At 61.1% G+C, this 22656-nt stretch carries 20 protein-coding genes; 9 read left to right on the top strand and 11 right to left on the bottom strand.

Annotated elements, in window-relative coordinates; genetic code table 11:
- The first annotated feature begins 31 nt into the window (after positions 1 to 31).
- Positions 32 to 1009: an isoaspartyl peptidase/L-asparaginase gene (locus BSZ35_RS05740; RefSeq protein WP_105011544.1), complete on the top strand. Its 978-nt coding sequence runs from the start codon at positions 32 to 34 to the stop codon at positions 1007 to 1009.
- Positions 1010 to 1017: 8 nt separating this feature from the next.
- Here the strand turns inward: BSZ35_RS05740 and BSZ35_RS05735 are convergent, their stop codons facing one another.
- Complete coding sequence (locus BSZ35_RS05735; RefSeq protein WP_181149195.1) at positions 1018 to 3054, bottom strand: TonB-dependent receptor; 2037 nt, start codon at positions 3052 to 3054, stop codon at positions 1018 to 1020.
- 92 nt (positions 3055 to 3146) lie between these two features.
- On the bottom strand, positions 3147 to 4439 hold the full coding sequence (locus BSZ35_RS05730; protein ID WP_105011542.1) for a SpoIID/LytB domain-containing protein: 1293 nt from the start codon (positions 4437 to 4439) through the stop codon (positions 3147 to 3149).
- 283 nt (positions 4440 to 4722) lie between these two features.
- Here BSZ35_RS05730 and BSZ35_RS05725 point away from each other — a divergent pair, with 283 nt between their 5' ends.
- Positions 4723 to 5508, top strand: a complete 786-nt coding sequence (locus BSZ35_RS05725; RefSeq protein ID WP_105013746.1) for a TatD family hydrolase — start codon at positions 4723 to 4725, stop codon at positions 5506 to 5508.
- Positions 5509 to 5754: 246 nt separating this feature from the next.
- Here the strand turns inward: BSZ35_RS05725 and dnaK are convergent, their stop codons facing one another.
- The gene (gene dnaK, locus BSZ35_RS05720; RefSeq protein ID WP_105011541.1) at positions 5755 to 7725 is read right to left on the bottom strand and encodes a molecular chaperone DnaK; all 1971 of its coding nucleotides are present in this window, start codon (positions 7723 to 7725) and stop codon (positions 5755 to 5757) included.
- A 467-nt stretch (positions 7726 to 8192) separates the two neighbouring features.
- On the opposite strand from dnaK, the gene BSZ35_RS05715 reads away from it, so the two are divergent.
- From BSZ35_RS05715 to BSZ35_RS05700, 4 genes are all read left to right on the top strand, one after another.
- Positions 8193 to 8798, top strand: a complete 606-nt coding sequence (locus tag BSZ35_RS05715; RefSeq protein WP_105011540.1) for a CDP-alcohol phosphatidyltransferase family protein — start codon at positions 8193 to 8195, stop codon at positions 8796 to 8798.
- A gap of 14 nt (positions 8799 to 8812) precedes the next feature.
- Entirely contained in the window at positions 8813 to 9547 is a 735-nt protein-coding gene (pyrE, locus tag BSZ35_RS05710; protein ID WP_258096091.1) for an orotate phosphoribosyltransferase, read from the top strand.
- A gap of 614 nt (positions 9548 to 10161) precedes the next feature.
- Positions 10162 to 11445 (top strand): competence/damage-inducible protein A, encoded by a 1284-nt coding sequence (locus tag BSZ35_RS05705; protein WP_105011539.1) that lies wholly within the window; start codon positions 10162 to 10164, stop codon positions 11443 to 11445.
- A 52-nt stretch (positions 11446 to 11497) separates the two neighbouring features.
- Positions 11498 to 12478: an NAD(P)H-quinone oxidoreductase gene (locus BSZ35_RS05700; RefSeq protein WP_105011538.1), complete on the top strand. Its 981-nt coding sequence runs from the start codon at positions 11498 to 11500 to the stop codon at positions 12476 to 12478.
- A gap of 30 nt (positions 12479 to 12508) precedes the next feature.
- Here BSZ35_RS05700 and BSZ35_RS05695 read toward each other — a convergent pair whose 3' ends face one another.
- From BSZ35_RS05695 to BSZ35_RS05675, 5 genes are all read right to left on the bottom strand, one after another.
- A complete protein-coding gene (locus tag BSZ35_RS05695; protein WP_258096090.1) occupies positions 12509 to 13843 on the bottom strand; it encodes a Y-family DNA polymerase in 1335 nt (444 codons plus the stop codon).
- Positions 13840 to 14274: a translesion error-prone DNA polymerase V autoproteolytic subunit gene (umuD, locus tag BSZ35_RS05690; protein WP_105011536.1), complete on the bottom strand. Its 435-nt coding sequence runs from the start codon at positions 14272 to 14274 to the stop codon at positions 13840 to 13842. The genes BSZ35_RS05695 and umuD overlap by 4 nt, the downstream gene beginning before the upstream one ends.
- A gap of 466 nt (positions 14275 to 14740) precedes the next feature.
- A complete protein-coding gene (locus tag BSZ35_RS05685; protein WP_105011535.1) occupies positions 14741 to 15169 on the bottom strand; it encodes an OsmC family protein in 429 nt (142 codons plus the stop codon).
- Between the two features lie 238 nt (positions 15170 to 15407).
- Positions 15408 to 16244, bottom strand: a complete 837-nt coding sequence (locus BSZ35_RS05680) for a mechanosensitive ion channel domain-containing protein (protein ID WP_105011534.1) — start codon at positions 16242 to 16244, stop codon at positions 15408 to 15410.
- A gap of 196 nt (positions 16245 to 16440) precedes the next feature.
- A complete protein-coding gene (locus tag BSZ35_RS05675; protein ID WP_105011533.1) occupies positions 16441 to 17508 on the bottom strand; it encodes a metal-dependent hydrolase in 1068 nt (355 codons plus the stop codon).
- Positions 17509 to 17618: 110 nt separating this feature from the next.
- Between BSZ35_RS05675 and BSZ35_RS05670 the strand changes: the two genes are divergently transcribed.
- Positions 17619 to 18059 carry a hypothetical protein gene (locus tag BSZ35_RS05670; RefSeq protein ID WP_105011532.1) on the top strand — a complete coding sequence of 147 codons (441 nt, stop codon included), beginning with the start codon at positions 17619 to 17621 and terminating at the stop codon, positions 18057 to 18059.
- A 159-nt stretch (positions 18060 to 18218) separates the two neighbouring features.
- On the opposite strand, the gene BSZ35_RS05665 is transcribed toward BSZ35_RS05670, so the two are convergent.
- Entirely contained in the window at positions 18219 to 18866 is a 648-nt protein-coding gene (locus BSZ35_RS05665) for a hypothetical protein (RefSeq protein WP_105011531.1), read from the bottom strand.
- Positions 18867 to 18987: 121 nt separating this feature from the next.
- On the opposite strand from BSZ35_RS05665, the gene BSZ35_RS05660 reads away from it, so the two are divergent.
- Complete coding sequence (locus tag BSZ35_RS05660; protein WP_105011530.1) at positions 18988 to 19404, top strand: hypothetical protein; 417 nt, start codon at positions 18988 to 18990, stop codon at positions 19402 to 19404.
- Between the two features lie 119 nt (positions 19405 to 19523).
- On the opposite strand, the gene BSZ35_RS05655 is transcribed toward BSZ35_RS05660, so the two are convergent.
- Complete coding sequence (locus BSZ35_RS05655) at positions 19524 to 20096, bottom strand: TlpA disulfide reductase family protein (RefSeq protein ID WP_105011529.1); 573 nt, start codon at positions 20094 to 20096, stop codon at positions 19524 to 19526.
- A gap of 15 nt (positions 20097 to 20111) precedes the next feature.
- The gene (gene ytxJ / locus BSZ35_RS05650; RefSeq protein WP_105011528.1) at positions 20112 to 20471 is read right to left on the bottom strand and encodes a bacillithiol system redox-active protein YtxJ; all 360 of its coding nucleotides are present in this window, start codon (positions 20469 to 20471) and stop codon (positions 20112 to 20114) included.
- Between the two features lie 251 nt (positions 20472 to 20722).
- Here ytxJ and BSZ35_RS05645 point away from each other — a divergent pair, with 251 nt between their 5' ends.
- On the top strand, positions 20723 to 22540 hold the full coding sequence (locus BSZ35_RS05645) for a M3 family oligoendopeptidase (RefSeq protein WP_105011527.1): 1818 nt from the start codon (positions 20723 to 20725) through the stop codon (positions 22538 to 22540).
- The last annotated feature ends 116 nt before the right edge of the window (positions 22541 to 22656 follow it).

Genomic DNA, 22656 nt, shown 5'->3' with positions numbered 1-22656 from the left:
TGTCACTCTCTAGCCGTGCGGCACTCCTCTGATGTCCCTATCCCTTCACAGCGGAGCGTTTGGTGGGACGGGCCCGGCCCTCCTGGTTCATGGGGGCGCGTGGGCCATTCCCGATGAGGTGCTCGCCGACCATCGGAGGGGACTCCGGGAGGCGGTGGCAGTCGGGCGTGATCGACTGCAAGACGGCGCTACGCCCCTCGATGTGGTTACGGACGTTGTTGCGACAATGGAAGCACGTGGGACGTTTGATGCGGGCACCGGCGCCATGTTGAATCAGGACGGAGAGGTAGAGCTTGACGCCGGCGTGATGGACGGGGCGACGCTCGACTACGGCGCGGTGATGGCGACGCAGCGTATTGCCCATCCTGTCCGAGCGGCGCGACGCCTCCTGGACGCAGGCGACGGACGCGTGCGGATGTTGGCAAGCGAGGGTGCCGAACGATTTGCTGAGGCTGAGGAGCTGACGATGGTTGAGAATGAGGCGCTCATCTGCGATCGCGAGCGCGACCGCTACGAGACGATACGCCGTCGCACCGACGAACTGCATCCCAGCCATTCGTTTCTGCCAGGCGCTCCCCGTGAGAACAGTGGGGCAGACACGGTGGGATGTATTGCTCGGGATAAGGAAGGGCGTCTCGCTGCTGCTACCTCGACAGGAGGGACGCCCTTCAAGCCGCCCGGGCGCGTCGGGGATTCCCCACTGCCGGGCGCCGGGTTTTATGCAACCGAGTCTGGGGCGGCAAGTGCGACCGGGTGGGGCGAAGCCATTGCGGCCGTCACGCTTGCCAGTCGGTCCATCGACGATCTTGACGATGGGACGGATCCCGAAGCCGTCGTTCGGGATCGGCTTTTGCACATGCACGAAGCGGTGGTGAATCCGGACGGCGACGGCGCTACAGGAGGGCTTCTACTGATGGACACCAACGGGCAGGCGGCCTGGGCCTACACCACCCCTCGCATGGCCCGGGGGGGATGGCGCCCCGGCGACGGCCTTTGGGTGGAGGTGTGAGGCGTCGCTCAGTTGAGCTGGAAAGAGGCGCCAAAACGCCAGTGCCGTCCCGCAGCCGGTTCGTAGAATCGGCCGCCGAAGGCATTGACGACCACGTCATTGTAGCGTGCGTCGAAGGCGTTATTCAGTGCGACGAAGGGGGTCACGCGCGTTGCGTCGGTCACGTTGAGGCCGACGTAACTGAGTCGAAGGTCGACGGTGGTATAGCCGTCGTTTGTTGCCGTGTTTTCGCTGTCTCCGTATTGCTTTCCGATACGCTGCACGGTTACGGCGGATCGGACGGGCGTCGTGTCGATTGTCATCGTTCCGCCCAGTCGATGAGACGGCACCCCGGGAAGCGTGTTGCCGTCCAGGCTCACGGATGCGTCCGGGCCCTCGACGGTGCCCGCCGTGAAGGTCGCGTCCACGTAGGAGTAGCTCGCCTGGACCGAGACCGGATCCACCGGGTGCCACTGTACGGAGGCCTCCGCGCCGAGGTGGCGAGCTGCCCCTTGATTGCGGTAGTACGTGGGCCCGAATGCTTGTTTTTGAAACGGGACAAGGACGTCGTCGATGTCTTGGTAGAACACGGCCAGGTCGTACGAGAGGCGCTGAGTAATCCACTCGCCCGCAACGCCGCTTTCAACGGAGACGATGTGTTCGGCGTTGAGGTCGTTGAACCCGCCCTGACCGTCAGGCCGGTTGCTCAGTTCGGTCGTCGTTGGGGCCTCCAAGCCCGTGCTCAGATTTGCGAAGAGACGGGTAGTTTGGAGGTTGTAAGAGACTCCAATCGATGGATTCAAAGAACGGAAGGTCTGTGTACCGTCGTCGGTCCCGAGGCGGTCGTCGGCTTCGAACTGGAGATGGTCGTAGCGCAGGCCGGCGTCAATCCGCAGGCGACCGAGCGGAAGGCTGAACCGTCCGAATGCCGCAGCGTTGTCGACGGTCTCCAGTTGGTCGATGACCAGGCTGTCCGGTGTGCCGCCGTCGCTCGTGAACTCTTGCCGATCGTCGTGTTGCAGCTTTCCCTCCACGCCAATGCCCCACCGCAGGGTCGAGGTCTCGTCCTCAAGGGTAAGTCGGAGGCCGCCCGCCGCTCGGTTCAGGTCAATTACGCTGAAGGGGATCGGGTTCTTCAAGTCGCGGAGAACGCCGTATGCGGTTGCGTTCAGCACGCCGAGGCCGGTGTTGTCGTAGTATGTGGCGCCGAGCTGGCCCTGTTGGACATCTTTCCCCACGTTGAAGTCCAGGATGGTTTGTCGGGCCTGCTCCGGATTCTTCTGGGCGGGCGCTTTCTTGAGGGAGCCGGGCGAATCGGCCTGGGGCATGTGCTGGAGGGCCCCCACCACCCGTACGCCGCGGTCGGTGCCCAGCGAAAAATCACTCGTAAAGCCGGAGCGCAGAAGGCGAGTGTCGCTGTGCTGACGGAAGCCCTCCTGTCTGAGATAGGACGAGTACACGCTCACCTCGTGGCGGCCGAGGTTCGGGGTCACTTGCACGTCTGTTTTCGACAGGCCGTACGACCCGACCGTTTGTTTGAGGCGGGCGGTATGTGCGTTGTTCGTCGGGGGCTGTGTCGAGAACGATAGCACGCCCCCACTTGCATTTCCCCAAAACGTAGACGCTGGGCCACGAATGACTTCGAGGGAGCGGATGAACGACGGGTCAATAATGTGAACGACGGATTGGCCGTCGGCCATCGTAAGCGGGACGCCGTCCAGAATCATTTGAATGCCGCGCACTCCAAACTGGGCCCGCCAGCCAAATCCTCGAATGGTAATGCGGTCTCCAAGGGCAAAATGGGTTCGGCTTTGCACAGAGAGGCCGGGAAGGCCGGCCGTGATGGCCTCCAGCGATAGCGACGGCGTGCTGTTTAAATCTTGGGTGGATCGGGTCCGCACCGAGGCCGAAAACGAGGTGGCTTCGTTTGCAATGTGGAACGGAGTCGCAGTCACCTCGATGGAGTCCATTTCCACCTCCATCGCAACAGAGGAATCGGGCGCCTGCGCGGAGACGGACGACACGCCGAAGAGGAGCAAGAAGAGGGCGGTGTAGCAGTAGCGCATTCGGGGGGGGAAGACGGTTGTCCGAAAGAACGAATTCCGACACCAACAGACCTCTCCGTGCCAAAGGGGCATTCGACAGGAGAGCGTTCAAACTACCAGCCGATCCGCCGGGTCGTGGTGGAGTCCGACGGAGCGGGACGAGGATCCTTGGCGACAGGGGCATCTACAGGGTCTTTCTGTACCCGATTGAGCTGATGGATTTCCACATCAGTGTAATAAAAGTGGAGAATATCGCGGTAGGAGTGGCCCTGCTCCGCCATTCCGTGGGCGCCCCACTGGCTGAGGCCCACGCCGTGTCCGAAGCCGTGGCCGTCAAAGATATACGTGTCTCCCGACCGGCGGGCGTCGAACCAGGTGCTTTTCAACGGGGCGCCGTCCACGCCCTGGTTGACGACCAGACGAAAGGTGTTTGCGTTCATTCGGTGGTTGGGGCCGTCCGAATGCAGGAGCTTGATGGTTTTCACGCGCCCGTCGGGGCTTCGGTCGTCAATCACAAAGCCGTTGACCAGCGAGCCCCGTTTTCGGGTGAGCGCCTGAAGCAGGGGAGAGCGGTCGACGGAGGCCGACCAGGTGTGGTGGGGCGAGACCGTGTCGTACGGGTCCTTTTTGCCCCGAAGATAGGGAATGGGCTCCTTTGCGTTCCAGACGTCCTCGTTGTTGGCCGTATGGCCGCCGCTGGAAGAGAAATACACGGCCTGAATGAGAGTGCCGTCGTGCGTGAGCACTTCGCCCGCCGTGGCCTGCGCAGCCTGCCGGGATGCCTTAGTGACGGCGTCGAGCCCATTGTATACCTGAGAGGCGGTGCCGTCGGCGTGGTCGTAGGCCCCACCAAATTTGGCGGAGGCGAAGAGGCCATAGGTGCGGGCCACAACGGCCATAGCCTTCTTTCCTTCCGTATCGTCGAGGCCGTATTCGCTGGCCACGACGCTCGCCACGTAGTCTTCGATCGGCACGTCGTTCACCACGAGAAGGCCGGATCCCGCATCAGGGGCGAGGTAAAGGCCGCCTGTGTACGTCCGTTTCGCATTGTTGAACGAAAGAGTCCAGGCGGCGTCGGAACCGGCCGGGCGCAACTGGAGCTCTGTGGCGTAGAGGCCGTCGGCCCCGCGCCGGATGTAGACGTCGCTTTGTCGGAGGCCGAGCGTGGTGGTCTCGCCGGACTGCAGACGCATCACCGGGGCGCCGCCGCTGGGCAGGTGCACTGCCAGCGGTCCCTCGTCGACTGTTAGTTTCACCGTTTCGATTGATGCACGGTGATTGAGGCGCACCCGCACGCGAGACGTATCCGCTGGGGAGGGATCAGCGAGGACGGTTAGGGAAGAGGGAAGGCCAAATGCAAGGAGAAGCCCGAGCACGAACCAGGAGGAGGGACGGGAAAACATCATCGTCGGGGACGATCGGTGAAAATCGGGCCAACCGATTTCAACTTACGGGCGCTCGGTCGATGTTGTATCGGTCCTCCAATGCGTTGTGTCCCCATGGAGCTCCAGAGTGTGAAGGGCCCCGCGGGGGATCGGGTGGATCCGCCGAAGGAGCACCGGGGAGAGGGCACAACGTTGCTGCTCGGAGGTGCGTCGGGGAGTAGGCCGTCGAGCATCTCCAACATCGCTGCCGTTCATCCGCGTACCGGTGATCGGTTCGTCGGTTTCCCGAAATCCCTTTGTGGTCATGCTTATTGATACACACGCACATCTCTATCTCGACCAGTTCGACGACGACCGCGAGGCGGTCCTCCAGCGCGCGCATGATGCAGGCGTGGAAACGATCATTCTGCCGGCGATTGATGTGCCCTCTATTCAGCAGGCCGTCGATCTCTGTGAACAGTACGAGGGCCTATACGCCATGACGGCGCTGCACCCGTCGGAGACGGAGGACGCGACCGGCGAGGACTTTGCGGCCGTGAAGGAGTGGTGCGACCACCCGTCCATCGTAGCGGTGGGGGAAAGTGGACTCGACTACTACTGGGATCGCTCGTTCGATGATCGGCAGCAGGATTTCTTTCGCCGTCACATTCGGCTCGCCATCGAGGCCGATCTCCCGCTCGTCATCCACAACCGGGAGGCCACCGACGACATTCTCACCATTCTTGAAGAGGAGCACGAGCGCACCGACGAGCCGGAGAAGATGCGGGGGATTTTGCACTGCTACGTGGACCCGCCCGAGGTGGCTGCACGGGCGTGGGACCTTGGGTTCTACGTGGGCGTGGGCGGCATCATGACGTTCTCCAACAGCGAAGTGGACGACTACGTGCGGGAGGTGCCGCTGGAGCACATCGTCGTGGAAACCGACAGCCCCTACCTCGCGCCCGAGCCCAACCGCGGCGATCGGAACGAGCCGGCCTACGTTCGCCACGTGGCCGATCGCCTCGCCCGCATTAAGGAAATGCCAATTGGGGAGGTGGAGCGGGTGACGACGGAGAATGCCCGAGACATCTACGAGTTGCCGGAGGAATGAGCGGGATCGGAGCTTCTCCCGTAGCGCCTCGCCTCGGCGCGGCGTTACAAAGGGGGAAATGAGAAGAGAGCCCCCAGGCACGATGGGCACGAGAGATCATAACGAACGTCGGGAGTGGGCGACCCATTCGGCCCTCTGCAAATAAAAAACCGCCCCGACCGGGCAGTCCCGATCGGGGCGGAGGGAGCGACGTAGGGATCGACGCATGGATTGGGGCTCCACACGTTCACCCATCGACGAAGTCGACTACTCCTCTTCGCCTTCGTCGACGACTTCGTAGTCGGCGTCGTGGACATCTTCGTCCTCGTCGCCCGCAGCGTCGGCGGCACTGGCACCACCCGCAGCGGCACCGGCCCCAGCGGCTCCAGCACCGGCCGCGCCGGGCTGTCCCTGCTGGGCCTCTTGCTGCTGGGCCGCGTAGATCTCCTGGCTGGCGGCGGACCACTTCTCATTCAGGTCCTCCAGCGCCTCTTCGAGCGTATCCACTGGCTCGTCGGCGTCGGCGGTTTCGAGCTCTTCCTCGACGCGTTCGAGCGCGTCCTCAATCGGCCCGCGCTTGTCGTCGGGAATCTTGTCGCCGTACTCTTCGAGGTTCTGCTGGGTAGTGTAGACCATCGAGTTTGCTTCGTTGATGGTCTCGGCACGCTCTTTCCGCTTCTCGTCCTCTTCGGCGTGCCTCTCGGCGTCCTCCCGCATCTTCTCGATCTCTTCTTCGCTGAGGCCGCTGTCCGCCTCCACCCGGATGGACTGCTCCTTGCCGGTGGCCTTGTCGACCGCCGACACGTTGAGGATGCCGTCCGCGTCGATATCGAACGTCACCTCAATCTGCGGTGTGCCACGCGGGGCCGGCGGGATGCCGTCGAGGTGGAAGCGCCCGAGCGTGCGGTTGTCCTTCGCCATTTCCCGATTGCCCTGGAGAACGTGGACCTCAACGGAGGTCTGGTTGTCGGCCGCCGTTGAGAAGATCTCACTCTCCTTGGTCGGAATTGTGGTGTTGGACTCAATCAGCGTGGTGGACACGCCGCCGAGCGTTTCGATGCCGAGGTCCAGCGGGGTGACGTCGAGCAGCAGCACGTCGTCCACGTCGCCGCTGAGGACTCCGCCCTGCACGGCCGCGCCGAGCGACACAACCTCGTCCGGGTTGACGGACTTGTTGGGCTCGCGGCCAAAGAATTCGGTCACCGTCTCCTGCACGAGCGGCACGCGCGTCGACCCGCCGACCAGGATGACCTCATCCACGTCGTTCTTCGAATGGCCCGCGTCGTTGAGGGCCTTCTCCATCTGCGGCACCGTCTTCTCGACGAGATCGTCGATCAACTGCTCGAACGTGGCCCGGTTGATGTCCATGTTCAGGTGCTGCGGGCCGTCGTCCGTGGCCGTGATGAACGGCAGGTTGATGGTCGTCGTCTTGGCGCTCGACAATTCGATCTTGGCCTTCTCGGCGGCCTCCTTCAGCCGCTGCAGGGCCATCGGGTCGTTCCGCAGGTCGATGCCGGAGTCCTTCTTGAACTCGTCGGCAATGTGGTCAATGAGGCGCTTATCAAAGTTATCGCCGCCCAGGTGTGTGTCGCCATAGGTGGCGTTGACCTCAAAGACACCGTCGCCAAGCTCCAGAATGGAGATGTCGAAGGTGCCCCCTCCGAGGTCGTACACGGCGATCACCTGGTCGCTCTCGTCGTCGAGGCCGTAGGCGAGCGACGCTGCGGTCGGCTCATTGATGATGCGGCGCACGTTCAGGCCCGCAATTTCACCGGCCTCCTTCGTGGCTTTACGCTGCGCATCGTTGAAGTAGGCGGGCACTGTAATCACCGCGTCCGTGACCTCCTCGCCCAGGTAGTCCTCGGCGGTCTGCTTCAACTTCTGCAGGACCATCGCCGAGATTTCCTGCGGCGTGTACTGCCGATCGCCCACCTGCACGCGGGCCGTGTCATTGTCCCCTTTCACGATCTTATAGGGGACCTCCTCAATCTCGTCCTCAACCTCATTGTAGAAGCGGCCCATAAACCGCTTGATTGAGGAAATCGTGTTTTCGGGGTTCGTGATGGCCTGGCGCTTTGCCGGGGCCCCCACGAGGCGCTCTCCGTCATCCTTGTACGCGACGACGGACGGCGTTGTGCGTGCCCCCTCTGCGTTCTCAATTACTTTTGGATCGCCGCCCTCCATGACGGCCACGACGGAGTTCGTCGTGCCGAGGTCAATGCCAATAATCTTGCCCATAAGTTCGAGTGTGCTCTAATTCAGAAAATTCGTCGAGTGTCGAAGGCGTTTTGGAGTCAGAAGTCTCGTCGCTCCCACGTCGCCATGTCCCAACGTCTCAAGAACAGTGCCGGGCCGTGTCGGAGGCGGATAGTCCGTCACAATGGCAGAGGTATCTGTACAGCGGAGACGAGTAAAGCAAGCCGCGGTCCTGGGAGTGACGAACTGCCACCTTTGTCTCTGAAAACTTTGCAGGAGTTCGGGAAGCGGTCCGTGCGGGTGGAGCGCGCGTTGGGGCTTTCCGCTCGCGTGAGCACACACTGACCCTGTTGCTCGAAAACCTCACCGCTCAACTCGAATTTTAACAGACGATCGCCCCGGTTCCTGCCTCTGACGTGCAACTGAGCGGCGCGCAATCCGTGAAAAACAACGTCATAACATCAACAGTCCTCCGTGAACTGGGTCGCTGCTTCCGTATTCTCCGGTGTATGTATACCTCAGCCGGCTTCCGCTACATACCGAACGTTCTCACTGTTGCTCGCATCCTGGTCACTCCGCTTCTTCTCTTGCTCCTGACGGTGCCGAGCCAGGCGGGGCAGGCCAGTGCCCTGGCGCTGTTTGTCTTGGCGTCCCTGTCGGACTACTATGACGGCGTACTGGCCCGACGCTTTCAGGTGCGTTCGCGCCTGGGGCAGTATCTCGATCCGCTTGCCGATAAGATTCTTGTCCTTGGCACCTTTGCGATGCTGGCCCTGCAAGAGCCGACGATCGTTCCCTGGTGGGCCGTGGTGCTCATTGCGGTTCGAGATGGGGCGGTGACGGCCCTTCGGTCCTGGGTGGAAGCTGGAGGCACGACGCTTCAGACCCACCGGGCGGCGAAGGCCAAGACGATGCTCCAACTGGCGTTTTTGTTTGGCGTGCTCGTGCTCCGCACCGCCACGCACCTTGCCCCTCCCGTCCGAGACTGGGCCCTCTGGGTACTGCAGGACAGTGCCCTGCCGGGCGTCGCCCTCGCAATTGTCGTGGGCGTAACCCTGGCGACCGGAATGCTCTACTTCGTGGCGCCGACTGAGGAGCACGTCGAAACGGAGTAATCGATTTTTTGCACTTGTTTTTCTTGCTTGCAGCCGACGCGATGACGGACGCCTCTCATTCGCAACAGGACGCTCCTGTTGCCGACCCGACCGAATCCGACCATGCCCGTTCCATTGCCCGGTCGCTTCTCGACGTTGAGGCCGTGAAGCTACGACCCACCGATCCGTTTACCTGGTCTTCAGGGCTCGTTGCTCCGATCTACTGCGACAACCGTCTGACCCTGTCGTATCCCCGTATCCGGCGATCCATTCGGGACGGCTTTGCGGCTCACCTGCGGGAGCGGTCGGTGCTGCCGGCTACCATCGCCGGCACGGCTACCGCGGGCATTCCTCACGCCGCCTGGTTGGCCGATGCCGTGGACGCGCCGATGGCGTACGTGCGGGATTCGGCAAAGGGGCATGGCACCGGGGCCCGGATCGAGGGCGTCGTGGAAGCGGGGGACACGGTCGTACTCGTGGAAGACCTGATCTCGACCGGTGGCTCAGCGCTCGACGCAGTGGAAGCCCTGCGCAATGTGGGTGCGATCGTGCCGACGGTCCTCGCCATCTTTAGCTATCAGCTCGACACGGCGGAGGCGGCCTTCCGAGAGGCCGGAGTAGAGCGCTTCGTGCTCTCGGATTTCCCGACGCTGATTGAGGTGGCCCACGAGGAGGAGCGGCTGTCCGACGCTGAGCTTCGGGCCCTCAAGGCATGGCGGGCCGATCCGATCGCTTGGTCGGTTGAGCACGGGGGCGCGCAGCCGAACTGAGGGGCGGTACCCGGAAGGTTTAGAGTCTGTCTATGAAGATGTCGGCATCCTAAATCCTTGTCAACACCGTCGCTCCAAACTTGATTTGGAGCCCATCCAGCCGTTTGGGGGACGATCATTAGATAGGCTTGGCAACCTAGATTACCGGAGTTAAGCTTGGACACCCCAAATGCTGAACATCTAGATCTCTAGAGCGCCGAAGGGGGCAAAATCTAAAGTGTCGCTAACTTCACAGACGTATTCTTAGAGTCCCTATCAAAACAACGATTAGCAGGTCCTTCTGAGCCTGTCGAAGAAGCTTCTTGGTGCGGGCAGCCACGTTTAGGGAGCTCCTTCCACGATGGTCAGGAGGACGTGCCCGGTTTTGATAGGGACTCTTAGTGGCCTTCTCGCGATGTAAGTATGGTTTTCGCAGGTGGCCTTCAGAGGCAGTTTTTGGCCGTCTGTTGCGAGAATCGTCTCATTCATTCGCTCGGAAAATCATCTTTACTTATCGAAAAGACCACTTAGGTCGAAGGAGCAGGGGGAGCACGAGCGGTCGCGAAGAGAAACATCGCCTCTGGCATTCCCTGACCGAAAGCGCTTTTACAATTTCAATCAACGTCCGACCCCGTATGAACGCCCATCTCCTCACCATCGGCGATGAACTGCTTATTGGGCAGACGACGAATACGAACGCGGCTTGGCTGGGAGAGCGACTCAGTCGGCTGGGCTTGGAGGTAGAGCGGACGGTTACGGTGGGAGATGATCCAGACCGAATGCGTGAGGAGCTGGACCGGTCGGCCCGACGAGCCGATCTGATCGTGATTACGGGCGGCCTCGGTCCTACTCACGACGACGTGACGCGCGACGTGGTGGCCGACTATTTTGAGGCGCCCCTCCAGACCGACGAGGCAATCCTCGATCGCATTCGGCGCTACTACGAGCGGCGGGGCCGGCAAATGCCCGCGTCAGGGCCCACGCTCGCACAGGTTCCGCAAGGATTCGAGACGCTGGAGAATCCGGTGGGAGCGGCCGTGGGGCTCTGGCACGAGGCAACGGTGGAGGGGCAGTCCCGTCTCGTGGTCATTCTGCCCGGCATCCCGGAAGAGATGAAAGGAATTTTCTCAGAAGCGGTGCAGCCGCGGTTGGAGGCCCGCGACGACGTGCGAGGAGTCCATCATCGGACGCTCGTGACGTCCGGCATCGGCGAGTCGTCGTTGCAAGAGCGCCTCGGCGATCTTGTCGACACCCTTCCAGACGATCTTCGCCTGGCCTATCTGCCGTCTACAGACGGGGTGCGTCTCCGCCTTACAACCCTGAACGAAAAGCCCGACGGCGCGGAGAATCAACTCGACCAACTTGAGGCCAGCATCCGCGAGCGGGCGGGCGAGCACGTCATCGGCACCGGCGACGTGATGCTGGAGGAGGTGCTGGGCGATCGGCTTCGAGCCACTGGAACGACCATCGGCTCGGCGGAAAGTGCGACGGGTGGGCTCATCGGGCATCGCCTCACGGGGGTGAGCGGCTCCTCCGATTACTACGACGGCAGCGTCGTGTCCTACGCCAATCGTGTGAAGCGGGACATCCTGGGGGTGGAGGCCGAGACGCTTGACGAGTTTGGGGCCGTAAGCGAGCCGGTGGCCGTCCAGATGGCAGAAGGGGTACGGCAGGTGCTCGGCGTCGACATTGGCATTGCGACGACGGGCATTGCCGGACCCACGGGGGGCACCGACGAGAAGCCGGTGGGCACTGTCTGGCTCGGCTATGCCGACGCGCATCGGACGCGGGCCATCAAGCGGCACTTCGTGGAGGATCGGACGCTCAATAAGCAGCTTTTCGCCACGGCGGCGCTCGACCTGGCGCGGCGAGAGTTGGCGTCGCGGTCTGAGGAAGGAGAGGACTGGATGCCGCGTTAATGTCTCTGTCTACGACACACTGCTCTTCGGTACCGACCTTGTACTCTTTGCTATGCGTGCTGTCACTGTCACTGAGGACGGCGATCCCGAGCACATGACCATTGGGGAGGTCCCGACGCCCGAGCCCGGATCGGAGGAGGTGCTCGTGAAGGTACACGCCACTGCCCTGAACCGGGCCGATACGTTCCAGCGTCGGGGACACTATCCGCCGCCGGAGGGGGCGTCCGAGATTCTTGGCCTCGAAATGGCCGGGACGGTGGCCGAGGCCGGGGATCGGGTGGTAGACTGGAATGAGAATGACCGCGTCTTTGCGCTGCTCGATGGGGGCGGGTATGCCGAGTATGCCGTCGTTCACAAGGATCGGCTCATGGCGGTTCCCCCGGGACTGTCGATGCAGGAGGCGACCGCGATTCCCGAGGTATTCCTGACGGCGTACCAGGCCCTTCACTGGCTTGGTGGCGTACAATCCGATCACGACGTGCTCATTCACGCGGGGGCCAGTGGAGTAGGCACTGCCGCCATTCAGCTCGCGCGTCTGGCTGAGGCCCATCCGTACGTCACGGCCTCAGCACCAAAGCATGAGGTGTGTCGTGATTTGGGGGCGGAAGTGGCGATCGACTATGAGTCGGAAGACTTTGCGGAGCGAATCGATGAAATCACGGAGGATGGCGCTGATATCATCCTCGACTTTATTGGGGCGCCGTACTTCCACCAGAACGTTTCGTCCCTTGCGCTCGATGGCCGCATCATCCAACTCGCCACACTGGGAGGAAGTACGGTCGAGCAGGTGAACCTCCGCGCCCTCATGGCAAAGCGAGCGCAGCTGTTCGCCACCACGCTTCGCTCCCGCAGTCTCGCCTACAAGGTCCAGCTCACGCAGGAGTTTGCGTCGGACGTGCTCCCCCACTTCATCGACGGCGACCTCCAGCCGGTCATCGACTCGGTCTACGACTGGACGGAGGTCGCCGATGCGCACCGGCGTATGGAGAACAACGAGAACGCCGGAAAGATCGTGATGACGGTGGTGTCGTGAGGCGGTTTCGCGGTGTGGGTAGGCGGAGACTCAGATCGTCGCCGTTGGGAGCTCGTCCCAGCGTGTCGTGTATCGGGGGGACCGATTCTGTCGCTTCATTTCCCATTCCTGGGATTCAGCCACGCCCGTGGCGGCCAGATGAATGGTATTTCTGCCGTACGCGGTATTGAGCTGATCCACCGCGTTCATCAGATCCTCGTCCTCTTCCCGCGGACGCCCGAACAGACTTGTCTGGTGGGGACGGGAGGGGCGGATGTCGTAGAGTTGCACGCCCGCTTTCTTGTATCCGTATCCCGACCGATAAATCGGATCCAAGAGGTGCCGCGTCGCTCGAACGAAGGGCGTTCCCCGAGCGGTGTGTCCGCCAAGGCGAGCGGCCACCTGATTCGAGTAGTGTGGGGGAGCCCCGAAGCGTTTGGTCGTAATGAACACCTCGATGCCTCGCGCGACGAGATCCTCCTCTCGAAGTTTCTCGGCGGCCCGTTGGGCATGCTTGGCGAGGGCCTGTCGGAGGTGGTCTTTCGTTTCCACTGTCTGCCCAAATGATCGGGAGCGCACGAGGGTCTTTCGGTCGGGGCGGACGAGCTCCAGCTCGAGGCAGGAATGTCCCCGCAACTCTCGGGCGATGCGGAGACCGACGACGGTCATTTCCGTCCGAATCCATGGGTCGGGGAGGGCACGAAATTCGGCGGCCGTGGAAACCCCTTTTTCGGTGAGCGACTCTTCGTACGCGGGACCGATCCCCCACACGTCTTCCACCGGCACGCACTGGAGGAAGTCGTCCCGCGTCGGCTCGTCCGGGCACACGTACACGCCACGTCCCATCCCCGCTTTCTTTCGCGCCTTGGCGTTTTCGTCCGACACCTTGGCTAGCGTTTTCGTGGGACCGATGCCCACACGAATGGGAAGGCCCACCCACCGCAGGACTTTGCGGCGAATGTTGTCGCCCACACGCCACAGATTTTGTCGGGAAAGGGCTGGAAGGGTGAGAAAGCACTCGTCGATTGAGTAGCGTTCGACGGCCAGGGCATCCTGTTCGAGAATCGACGCCACGCGGGTCGACATGTCGCCGTAAAGCGCGTAGTTGCTCGATCGTACACGCGCTCCGATCTTGTCAAGCGTTTCTTCCCATTTGAAATACGGCGCTCCCATGGGGATTCCGGCCGCCTTGATCTTCTCACTCCTCGCAATGATGCACCCATCATTGTTGGAGAGGATTGCCAGCGGGACCGTTCGGAGCGATGGGTCAAAAACGCGCTCGCAGGAGACGTAAAAATTTTCGCAGTCGATCAGGGCAAAGACCGTGTCCATCGGACGGAGAGGGAGAAAGCGCCGCCAGAACGAACGGGGAGTCAGGGCGCTCACGACACTTCGTGAATCACGTGCTTTACCACTCCCCATACGACGAGCTCCTGACCGGCCTTCACAGGAATGGAGTCGTGCTCGTCGGATTCGGGCACGAGGTAGGGTTGGCCGCTGAAGACCCGGTAGCGTTTGACTGTCAGGTCGCCGTCGAGGGCCGCGACGACCACGGAACCGTCTTCTGGTTCGAGGGCACGGTCCACGATCATAACGTCGCCGTTGTGGATGCCGGCTTCAGTCATTGAGCCTCCGGAGGCCCGGACGAAGAACGTAGAGGATTCTCGTTTGATGAGAAGGTTGTTCAGGTCGAGGTCCGTTTCGACGTAATCGTCCGCTGGACTGGGAAAGCCGGCCTCCACCCGAGACAAGAACAGGGGACGGCGAATCGAGGTGTCCGTTCGGGCCTGGGCGATCGGGGTGGCAACGAGCGGCATGGCAAGCGGTGGTGGTGGGAGTCAGAACGGCACGATTCCCATAATAAGAGATGGAACACATATTTTAAACATGTCTCTAGCGTATCGTTGTCGTGGTACAGATCCGGGGCCCAATTCCGGGGCATGAAATGATCTGTAGTGCCTCGACGTCAGCGAGGCTACGGAAGCTGCTTCATGCAGCGTAGGAACGCAACATTTCCCTTGGTCAGGAAGGGGGCTCTCCGTGTCTGAAGACTGCATTTAGACGTGAGATAATATCAAATGCCCACGTGATCTGTGCATGTTTCTCCGGAAGGTTCAGAACGAAAAAGTCACGAGGTGTGTCTCGCGAGGGCCGGTTCCTTTTAAGATCAACGATCCTCGCTGGCTGGCATCGGATTGTCTACGTTGTGCCCCCGTGCAATAAAAAACCGCCCCTGTCCGTTAGGCGGACCGGGGCGGAACAGAGTCGAAAAAGGGGAAGCGCTTAGGTTTCCAGCGTCGCATCCAGCGTGATTTCCGAGCCGGCCAGCGCTTTCGACACCGGGCAGCCGTCCTTGGCCGCCTCGGCCAGCTCCTGAAAGGTGTCATTGTCGATGTCAGGCACGTGAGCCGTGGCCGTGAGGTGAATCTTGGTGATGGCCGGCCCATCCTCCAGCATGCGGAGCGTAACGTCGGCAGTAGTGTCGACCGACTCTGGCGAAAAGCCTTCTTCGTCCAGCACGTTGGAGAAGGCCATTGAGAAGCATCCGGCGTGTGCTGCCGCGATCAGCTCCTCGGGGTTCGTTCCGTCGCCTTCTTCAAAGCGGGAGCGGTACGAGAAGGGGCCCTCGTAGGAGCCGCTATCCATTCGCATGGTGCCGTTGCCGTCGGGTAGGTTGCCCTCCCATGTTGCGTCTGCGGAGCGTGTAGGCATAGAGTTGTCGTCGTTGCGTTTGTGGAAAGAGTGCGTGGATGCGTCGTCGATTCGTAGCGGAGCCCCGGAGGCGCGTTCCCCCTCTGTGCGGCTTTCGTAGGAAGGACAAATTTGAAGTGCGTATTCCGTGTTATGTATCTACAATGTCTACGTTTACGAAATACGCAATACGAAGCACGCGACGATCCCCGTCTTTTTCGGGAGCACTGTTTAGGCCGAGGGGAAAGCGCTGCCCAGTTTAGGCCTCGCCGTTGAGTTCGTCGAGGTGCACGTCCATCTGCGGGAACGGAATGCCGATGTCGGCCTCATCCAACTTGTACTTGACCTGTCGCGTCAGCTCTTGCTTCAGGCGGAAGTAATTGTCCGGCTCCGCCCAAATGCGCACCTGCCAGTTAATGGACGAGCCGCCGAGCTCTACGAGCGCCGCCTGTTCGCCCTTTTCCTCGATCCGGTCGTCGACGCTGCGGGCCGCGTCCAGCAGCACCTCGCGCGTCTCGTCGATGTCGGCGGGATAGTCGGTGCCCACGTCGCAGTCCACGCGGATTTCGTCGTAGGCAAAAATGTTTTCAATCGTTGCTCCAAAGATGTCGCCATTTGGAACGATAATGAGGCGATTGTCGCGGGTTCGAAGCTGCGTAAAGAAGAGCTGGATTTCGCGAACAAATCCGGTTTCTCCCGCGATGTCGACGTAGTCGCCGACGCTAAACGGACGGAAGACGAGCAGCATGATTCCCGCCGCAAAGTTAGCGAGGGTGCCCTGCAGGGCCAGGCCCACGGCAAAACTCGCGGCGGCAAGCACGGCCACGAAGCTCGCCGTTTCGACGCCGACCGTTTCAAGGCCCGCAAAGAGGGCCAGCAGGAAGATGCCGTAGTAGGCAAAGTTGCCGACAAACTTCGTCAGGGTGCGATCGGCACCAGGGGCGTCGAGCCCCCCTCGGATCAGATCGCGCACCCAGCGGGCAATGTAGCGGCCCACGACGAGAATAATGATGAAGGCAACGCCCTTCAGCAGATAGTTGGCTGCCATGTTCAGCGTTTCCGCCGAGAGGTAGCCTTGGGAGAAGAGCTCGTTCATAAGAGAGAGGTCGTTCTGCAAATGGAAAGAGCTGTGCCGGTCGGGAGCAAAGGACGACGGAGGGACCCGTGGGCGAGCGTCCTCTGGTCGTAGCGGGGAGCTCAAGGGTGTCGTTCTCTACGGATCGGCAACCTCGGAGATGAGAGACTCAGAATCAATCGCCTCAGCGGAATGTGGTCGGGGGGAGCCCGGCCAGTTACAGCGTTTTCTCGTCTGTCGAGAGGGAATGTATAGGAGAGGCAGAGACGGGCTGTCCCTGAATGCGGTCGACGAAGCGGCGGACGAGGGACCAGCTGAGCGGCATTTCGGGACGTTTTTGAGTGAAGCCGCTGATGGTTCCCTGCGCGTCGCGGCGGAGGTGAAAGGTAAAGATGTATTTTCCGCTATCGGTGAGCCCGAGATCGTTGCGCCCAAAGCGCAGATCCTGCACCGTGAGGGTCCCGTCCGGGGTCTCCTGCACGGTGAAGTAGCCTCGTGAGAACCAGCGCAGTCGCTCTACGATCGGATTATCGGCGGCATCGCCGAGAAGGTGGTGGTTCTTGGGGACGTACCGAAAGTCGATGTCGTCCTCACTGTCGAGGATTGAGTAGTACCCCACGTAGAACCCGTCGTCGGATTCGGCAATGGCGGTCCAGAGGAGGGAGTTGAGCGGCGTCGGCTTCGTGAAGACGTGCGTCGTTGAAAGCTGTTGTGCGTTCAGGGCGCGGTCGAAGACCTGATTGACATACAGTTTGGTGCCGAGCGTAAAGAGGAGGTAGGCGGAGCTGAGGGCAAGACCGGCGTAGTTGATCCAGCGGCGGGAGCGGGCAGTGGGGGACCACCGAAGACTGCCGAGAAGTCCGGCAGCGAGGGGAACAGTATAGAGAGGATCGATGATGAAGATGGAGCCGATGATGGCAGGCGTTCGGCTAAACGGCCAAAAGATCTGCGTGCCGTAACTCGTGAGGCAGTCGAGCCCGATGTGCGTCAAAAGAACACTCCCGACCATTAGGCTCCAGCGCTGCCAGGACGGGCCATCAGTGTGCAAGCGGGACAGGCCGTATGCAATGAGTGGGGTGAGGAGGATCGTGAGGAACAGAGAATGGGAGGGGCCTCGATGGAAGGCCAGGGCCTGGGCTTCTGTGAGGAACGGATTGGCCAGCACGTCGAGGTCGGGAAGCGTGCCGAGAAATGCGCCCCAGAGGGGAGCGTTTGTTCCGGCTTTGCGTCCGGCGACGGCTTCACCCACGGCGGCCCCGAGGGTGATCTGCGTGAGGGAGTCCATCGGTGGAGAGAAAAACGAGAAGAGGAACGGTTATCGACCCGGTTTGTACGGCGCGGTCCGGCACGTGAGCCCCGCCGGTCCCGTCGATCCTGTAAAAAGTTGGTTTTCCCATGCCTGACCGCTTGTCCTGTCGCGTTGAGAATCTCACCGTTCGCCCCGAGGTTCGGGAAACCGTCGAGGACCTAGTCTACAAGCTGTTCGAGCGTCGCCACCATCACTTCGTTGCGGGCCAAGAGCAAGACTGGCTGACGGTTGAACTCGTGCAGTCCATTCGTCGGGAGAGCACGATCTACCGTGAAGAGCTGAGCACGGAAATGGCGGGGCCCATCCCCTTTGCTCTTGGCTATTTTCAACTCCGGGACGGGGGACTGAAGCTAACCACGGAGAAGATTCCGGCCAATATGGACCCGGAATCCTTTGTTCGGTTCCTCAGCGAATTTGTAGAGGCCGGTGGGCGACTGTGGGTCGGGTCCGAGGGGGACGAAGAGGGTTGGGAGATTCAGGGGCCGGATGACGTAGTCCCGATTGAGAGTGGACCGGCGTCCGGCTAAGAACCTGTTTTAATTTACGCCCGTCTCCACATCCGATGCCGATATTTTCGTAGACCAAAAGCACATCGGAGCGTATACGCCTGCATTCCCGGCGGAGAGGAACGGATCCGCAGTCGTAGCGTCCTGCGGAACTCACAGCGTGTGAAAGTAAAACAGCTTCTAAGACGAACCAGGCTCCGAGCATAGGAGACGATAGAGGCGAGGGGCTGCCTCCGCCGGGTCAAGTTTCTCCAGCGGGTCCTGCCCGGAGGGAAGGAGGGTGACAGACTGGTACGTGCCGGCTCCCTCTTCCCGGAGGTGTTCCTTGGCGCGGACCCCCACGCTGCGGTCATTGCGTGCGACGAGTCCCGTGATCTTATTGGGGCGGTTGGGAAACGGCTCGCCCTTCGGAAGAGCGTCGATAACCGTCGCAAGTGCCTCCCGTGCAGCCGGGGTCGAGCACTCGGAGAGGCGAACGAAAAGCTTCACCGTGTAGTCCCGGTTGAAATCTACGTACAGCCGGCTAAAGTTGGGCTGGAGGGGACGCCAGTGCAGATCGAACGTCCCGTATCCATCGGTGAGCTCCTCGACTGCAGCCACCAACTCAGGGAGCTCGGCCTCCAGGTCGTTCATCATGCGCATGTAGCCCTGCATCTCGGCCTGCATGCCGGAGACCTGCCCGAGTCCAGCAGCCGCCTCCATCGACGCGTCGTGGAGCCAGGTTTGTACCGCCTCGGTCTGTGTGATCTTTTCGCTTACCGTCTGGAGCGAGGTTGAGAGATGAGGGGCGATGCGTGCCTTCCAGTCGTCTTTCGTTAAAGAGGTCACGGAGAACGAAGGGCTGAGCAAAGGAGACGTTACAGGAACGCCGAATTCAGCGCGGGGGAACAAAATCCCGCTGTTCGCATCTAAATTCGGCTCAGGATACTTCTAAAGACCACCGACCACAGTGTCTGACCAAGCCACGACGTCGCGGCAGCCGAAAGCCATGCCGCTCGACGAACTTTCGGAGCACCTTCAACTTTCGAAGCAAACGATCGTTCGGTGGGTCGATCGTCATCTGATTGACGCGGACCTGTACTGGTCCCTCTCGGAAAACAACGAGGAGATTCGGATGATCGACCTTTCGGACGACACGCTGGATTTCCTCGAGGACTTCGCGGCGGACTACCGGGACGACGTGGTAAGCCGCACGGAGGCCCGTCGCATCCTCAAGCAGATTGACCGCAAGAAAATCAAGAAGCTGATTCGGGCCGGCGACGTTGAAGACGTGGAGGTCGAGGACGAAACCCGCGTCGTCGTGGGGAGCTTGGAAGATTACCTCATGGAGCGGGAGCGAGAGGAGGAAGAAGAGGACGACGAGTAGTCTTGGATGCGTCTTCCGGTTTTCGATTCCGAAGCGCCGTTGGGGCTCAACGGCGCTTGAATAATACGTTCTGTCGTTCAGAAGAAAGGCACAGGCGTAGCAAGACCGTCGAAACTGCGTTACGCCGCGCTCCCGGACTGCAGCATCTCCGTAATCGTTGGTTCCATTTTGTCGACCGGAAAGATTCCGAGAATGCGGCGGACAATCTTGCCCTGAGGATTTACGACGTAGGTGGTCGGAAGGCCGTACATGCCGTCGAATTCTGCTTCGATCGTCTCGGTGGTATCCACCACGATCGGGTAGTTGACCTTCTCCTTCTCTACAAACGGCTTGACGACCTCGGTGCCTTCTTCGTCCAATGCGACCCCAACCACCATCAGTCCGTCGGACTTGTGCCGGTCGTAGAGATCGATGAGGTCCGGGATTTCCTTGCGGCAGGGGGCACACCAGGTCGCCCAGAAGTTCACGAGGATGACCTTGCCGTTCTGTTCAGCAAGGTTGATCTCCTGTCCGTCCAGGGTTGTCATTGTGACGTCGGGGGCCGGCACCGGATCGGTCTGGTAACTTGTGCCGGACTTGGCCTCGGCACTGGTCTTTGGGGCGTCTGCCGGAGAGGAGCCGTCGTCGGATCCGCAGGCAGCGAGGCTGCCCAATAGGCCAGCACAGCAGAGAACGAGAAGGAAGCGACGCATCGTCGTAGGGGCAGGTTATTGGATAGAAACAGAAACACGGCGCAGCTCCTCCCGCAGCGTATCCGCCGTCACATTGAAATGGGACGTGTTGAATACGGGGGATTGTTCGTGCAGGAGAATCGTCTGCGGGGTTTCATGCCGCACGCCTAGCTCGGTTTCAATGATATTGGATACGGCCCGGTGGTTTTGGACGACGACTCTGTAGATGGGCACGTCCGTTTCTCGGGCAAGTTCGGTCATCTCGGCGTCGGCTTGTCCGCTGACGGGGCACGAGGAACTGTGCTTGAAAATGAGGACGGGCGTCTCCGCCGAGCGATCGCGGGCCTCCGCCCAATCCGCGTCGGAGGTGAGGGGCACGAAGGGCGTATCCGACATGAGAGAAAAGCACTTGTTGCAGAGAATCGGAGAGGAATTCCGTACCGTTAGCCCCGTTCCATGATACGGAGCTGCGGTGAACACTTCGTCAAAATGACGGGCGTCACGTCCGATCCGGCGGGCCGATCGAATGTAACGATTCCGGTGCAGGTCGTTCGGGGAGGAGGGAGGGACGAGAGGAACGCACCGCGCTTGCCGCTCGTGGAAGCGTTTCAATTCGCCCGTCGATTCCCCATGACCCCTGCTGTATTATGCCCGATCCGGAGACGAGTGCCAACGACGTACGGTGGCGCCTCGACGACCTGCACGATAGCCCCACGGACGTAAAGGAAAGTCTCGAGGAGGCGGACGAAGCGGCGGAGGCGTTTGCCGAACAGTATCAGGGGCGTATTTCGGAGTTATCCCCCGTTGCCCTGGCCACGGCTTTGGAAGAGCTCGAGGCCATTCAAGATCGCCTCGGGCGGGCCTACGCGTACGCCCACCTGCACTGGTCCACCGATACGAATGACGGAGAGCGCGGAGCACTCCTGCAGTCTGTTCGGGAAGCCTACAACCGTACGAATCAGAAGCTGCTCTTTGTCGAGGTCGAATGGGCGGACGTAGAGGAAGCACATGCCAGCGAGATTCTGGAGCATGAGGCTGTGGCGGACTATCGGCACTATCTGGAGACCGAGTATCTCCAAAAAGAGCACGTGCTCAGTGAGCCGGAGGAGAAGGTGTTGTCCGAGAAGAGCATCACTGGAACGCAGGCCTGGACCCGCTACTTCGACGAAACCCTGGGAGCCACGCGTTATGAGCTGGAGGGAGAGGAGCTCACGCAGGAAGAGATTCTGTCGAAGCTCTACGAGCCGGATCGTGAGTTGCGCCGGAATGCGGCCCTCTCCTTCACGGAGGGACTTACGGAAAATCAGCGGACGCTCACCTTTGTCTTCAATACACTGCTGGCCGACAAGGCCTCGACCGACCGGCTTCGGAACTACGATCACTGGTTGGAGAGTCGAAACCTTTCGAATGAGGTGGACGACGAGACGGTGCAGGCCCTGATCGAGTCTGTCACGGGACGATACGACCTTGTGGCTCGCTTCTACGAGCTCAAGCGTCGGCTTCTCGATCTGGATGAACTGTACGATTACGACCGGTACGCGCCAGTGGGGGAGGCGGATACGACGTACGAGTGGGGGGAGGCCCGGTCGATGGTTCTGGACGCCTATGGCGACTTCCATCCGGACATGCAGGATGTGGCGCGCCGGTTTTTTGAGGAGAACTGGATTGATGCGACAATGGCCGAGGGGAAGCGAAGTGGGGCGTTTAGTCACGGCACGGTGCCAAGTGCGCATCCGTATGTGCTGCTCAACTACACTGGGAAGCCGCGCGACGTGCAGACGCTCGCCCACGAGTTGGGGCACGGGGTGCACCAGTTCCTTTCGCGAGAGCAGACGATCTTTCATCACGGTACGCCCCTGACCACCGCTGAAATGGCGTCGGTCTTTGGCGAGATGCTGGTCTTCCAGCGTCTCATGCGGCAGGAGGACGATCCGCAGAATCGCCTCGCGATGCTGGTTTCCAAGATCGACGATACACTGGCCACCGTTTTCCGGCAGATGGCGATGAATCGGTTCGAGGATCGCATTCACACCGAGCGACGAGAGGACGGCGAGCTGCAGCCGGAGCGATTCGCGGAGCACTGGATGGAGACGCAGGAGGCGATGTTCGAGGACAGCGTCACGCTCGGCGATCACTACCGGCATTGGTGGAGCTACATCCCCCACTTTCTCCACACGCCCGGCTACGTGTACGCCTACGCCTTCGGCGAGCTACTTGTACTGGCCCTCTATGCGCGCTATCAGGAGGCCGGGGATGCGTTTGCCGAACAGTACGTTGATCTGCTGCGGGCGGGTGGGTCCGACTGGCCCCACGAGCTCGTTGGGCAGCTTGGGGTGGACCTGGAGGACGAGCAGTTTTGGGAGAAGGGACTTGCCCAAATTGAAGACCTGATTGCAGAGGCAGAGGCACTGGCCGACCCGAAGACGGACGACAATGCGTCGGTGGGGGCGGACGTGCGAGTGTAGGGGGGCGCAGGACAGTCCAGCTCTGCTGAGAGCGGGCTGGACGGCGTGCGTGATGTCATTGGTGTCAAAAACAGAGGACAAGCGTTTGCCAGTTCTTTTCCACCCTTCACACCGCG

The organism is Salinibacter sp. 10B (genome assembly GCF_002954405.1).
GTDB lineage: Bacteria > Bacteroidota > Rhodothermia > Rhodothermales > Salinibacteraceae > Salinibacter.
The sequence above is the reverse complement of the archived record's forward strand: the minus strand, read 5'-3'. Positions and strand labels throughout refer to the sequence as shown.

Coding starts and splice junctions, on each gene's coding strand:
- BSZ35_RS05740 (WP_105011544.1), top strand. CDS start 32: ATGTCCCTATCCCTTCACAGCGGAGCGTTTGGTGGGACGGGCCCGGCC.
- BSZ35_RS05735 (WP_181149195.1), bottom strand. CDS start 3,054: ATGCGCTACTGCTACACCGCCCTCTTCTTGCTCCTCTTCGGCGTGTCG.
- BSZ35_RS05730 (WP_105011542.1), bottom strand. CDS start 4,439: ATGATGTTTTCCCGTCCCTCCTCCTGGTTCGTGCTCGGGCTTCTCCTT.
- BSZ35_RS05725 (WP_105013746.1), top strand. CDS start 4,723: ATGCTTATTGATACACACGCACATCTCTATCTCGACCAGTTCGACGAC.
- dnaK (WP_105011541.1), bottom strand. CDS start 7,725: ATGGGCAAGATTATTGGCATTGACCTCGGCACGACGAACTCCGTCGTG.
- BSZ35_RS05715 (WP_105011540.1), top strand. CDS start 8,193: ATGTATACCTCAGCCGGCTTCCGCTACATACCGAACGTTCTCACTGTT.
- BSZ35_RS05705 (WP_105011539.1), top strand. CDS start 10,162: ATGAACGCCCATCTCCTCACCATCGGCGATGAACTGCTTATTGGGCAG.
- BSZ35_RS05700 (WP_105011538.1), top strand. CDS start 11,498: ATGCGTGCTGTCACTGTCACTGAGGACGGCGATCCCGAGCACATGACC.
- umuD (WP_105011536.1), bottom strand. CDS start 14,274: ATGCCGCTCGTTGCCACCCCGATCGCCCAGGCCCGAACGGACACCTCG.
- BSZ35_RS05685 (WP_105011535.1), bottom strand. CDS start 15,169: ATGCCTACACGCTCCGCAGACGCAACATGGGAGGGCAACCTACCCGAC.
- BSZ35_RS05680 (WP_105011534.1), bottom strand. CDS start 16,244: ATGAACGAGCTCTTCTCCCAAGGCTACCTCTCGGCGGAAACGCTGAAC.
- BSZ35_RS05675 (WP_105011533.1), bottom strand. CDS start 17,508: ATGGACTCCCTCACGCAGATCACCCTCGGGGCCGCCGTGGGTGAAGCC.
- BSZ35_RS05670 (WP_105011532.1), top strand. CDS start 17,619: ATGCCTGACCGCTTGTCCTGTCGCGTTGAGAATCTCACCGTTCGCCCC.
- BSZ35_RS05655 (WP_105011529.1), bottom strand. CDS start 20,096: ATGCGTCGCTTCCTTCTCGTTCTCTGCTGTGCTGGCCTATTGGGCAGC.
- ytxJ (WP_105011528.1), bottom strand. CDS start 20,471: ATGTCGGATACGCCCTTCGTGCCCCTCACCTCCGACGCGGATTGGGCG.
- BSZ35_RS05645 (WP_105011527.1), top strand. CDS start 20,723: ATGCCCGATCCGGAGACGAGTGCCAACGACGTACGGTGGCGCCTCGAC.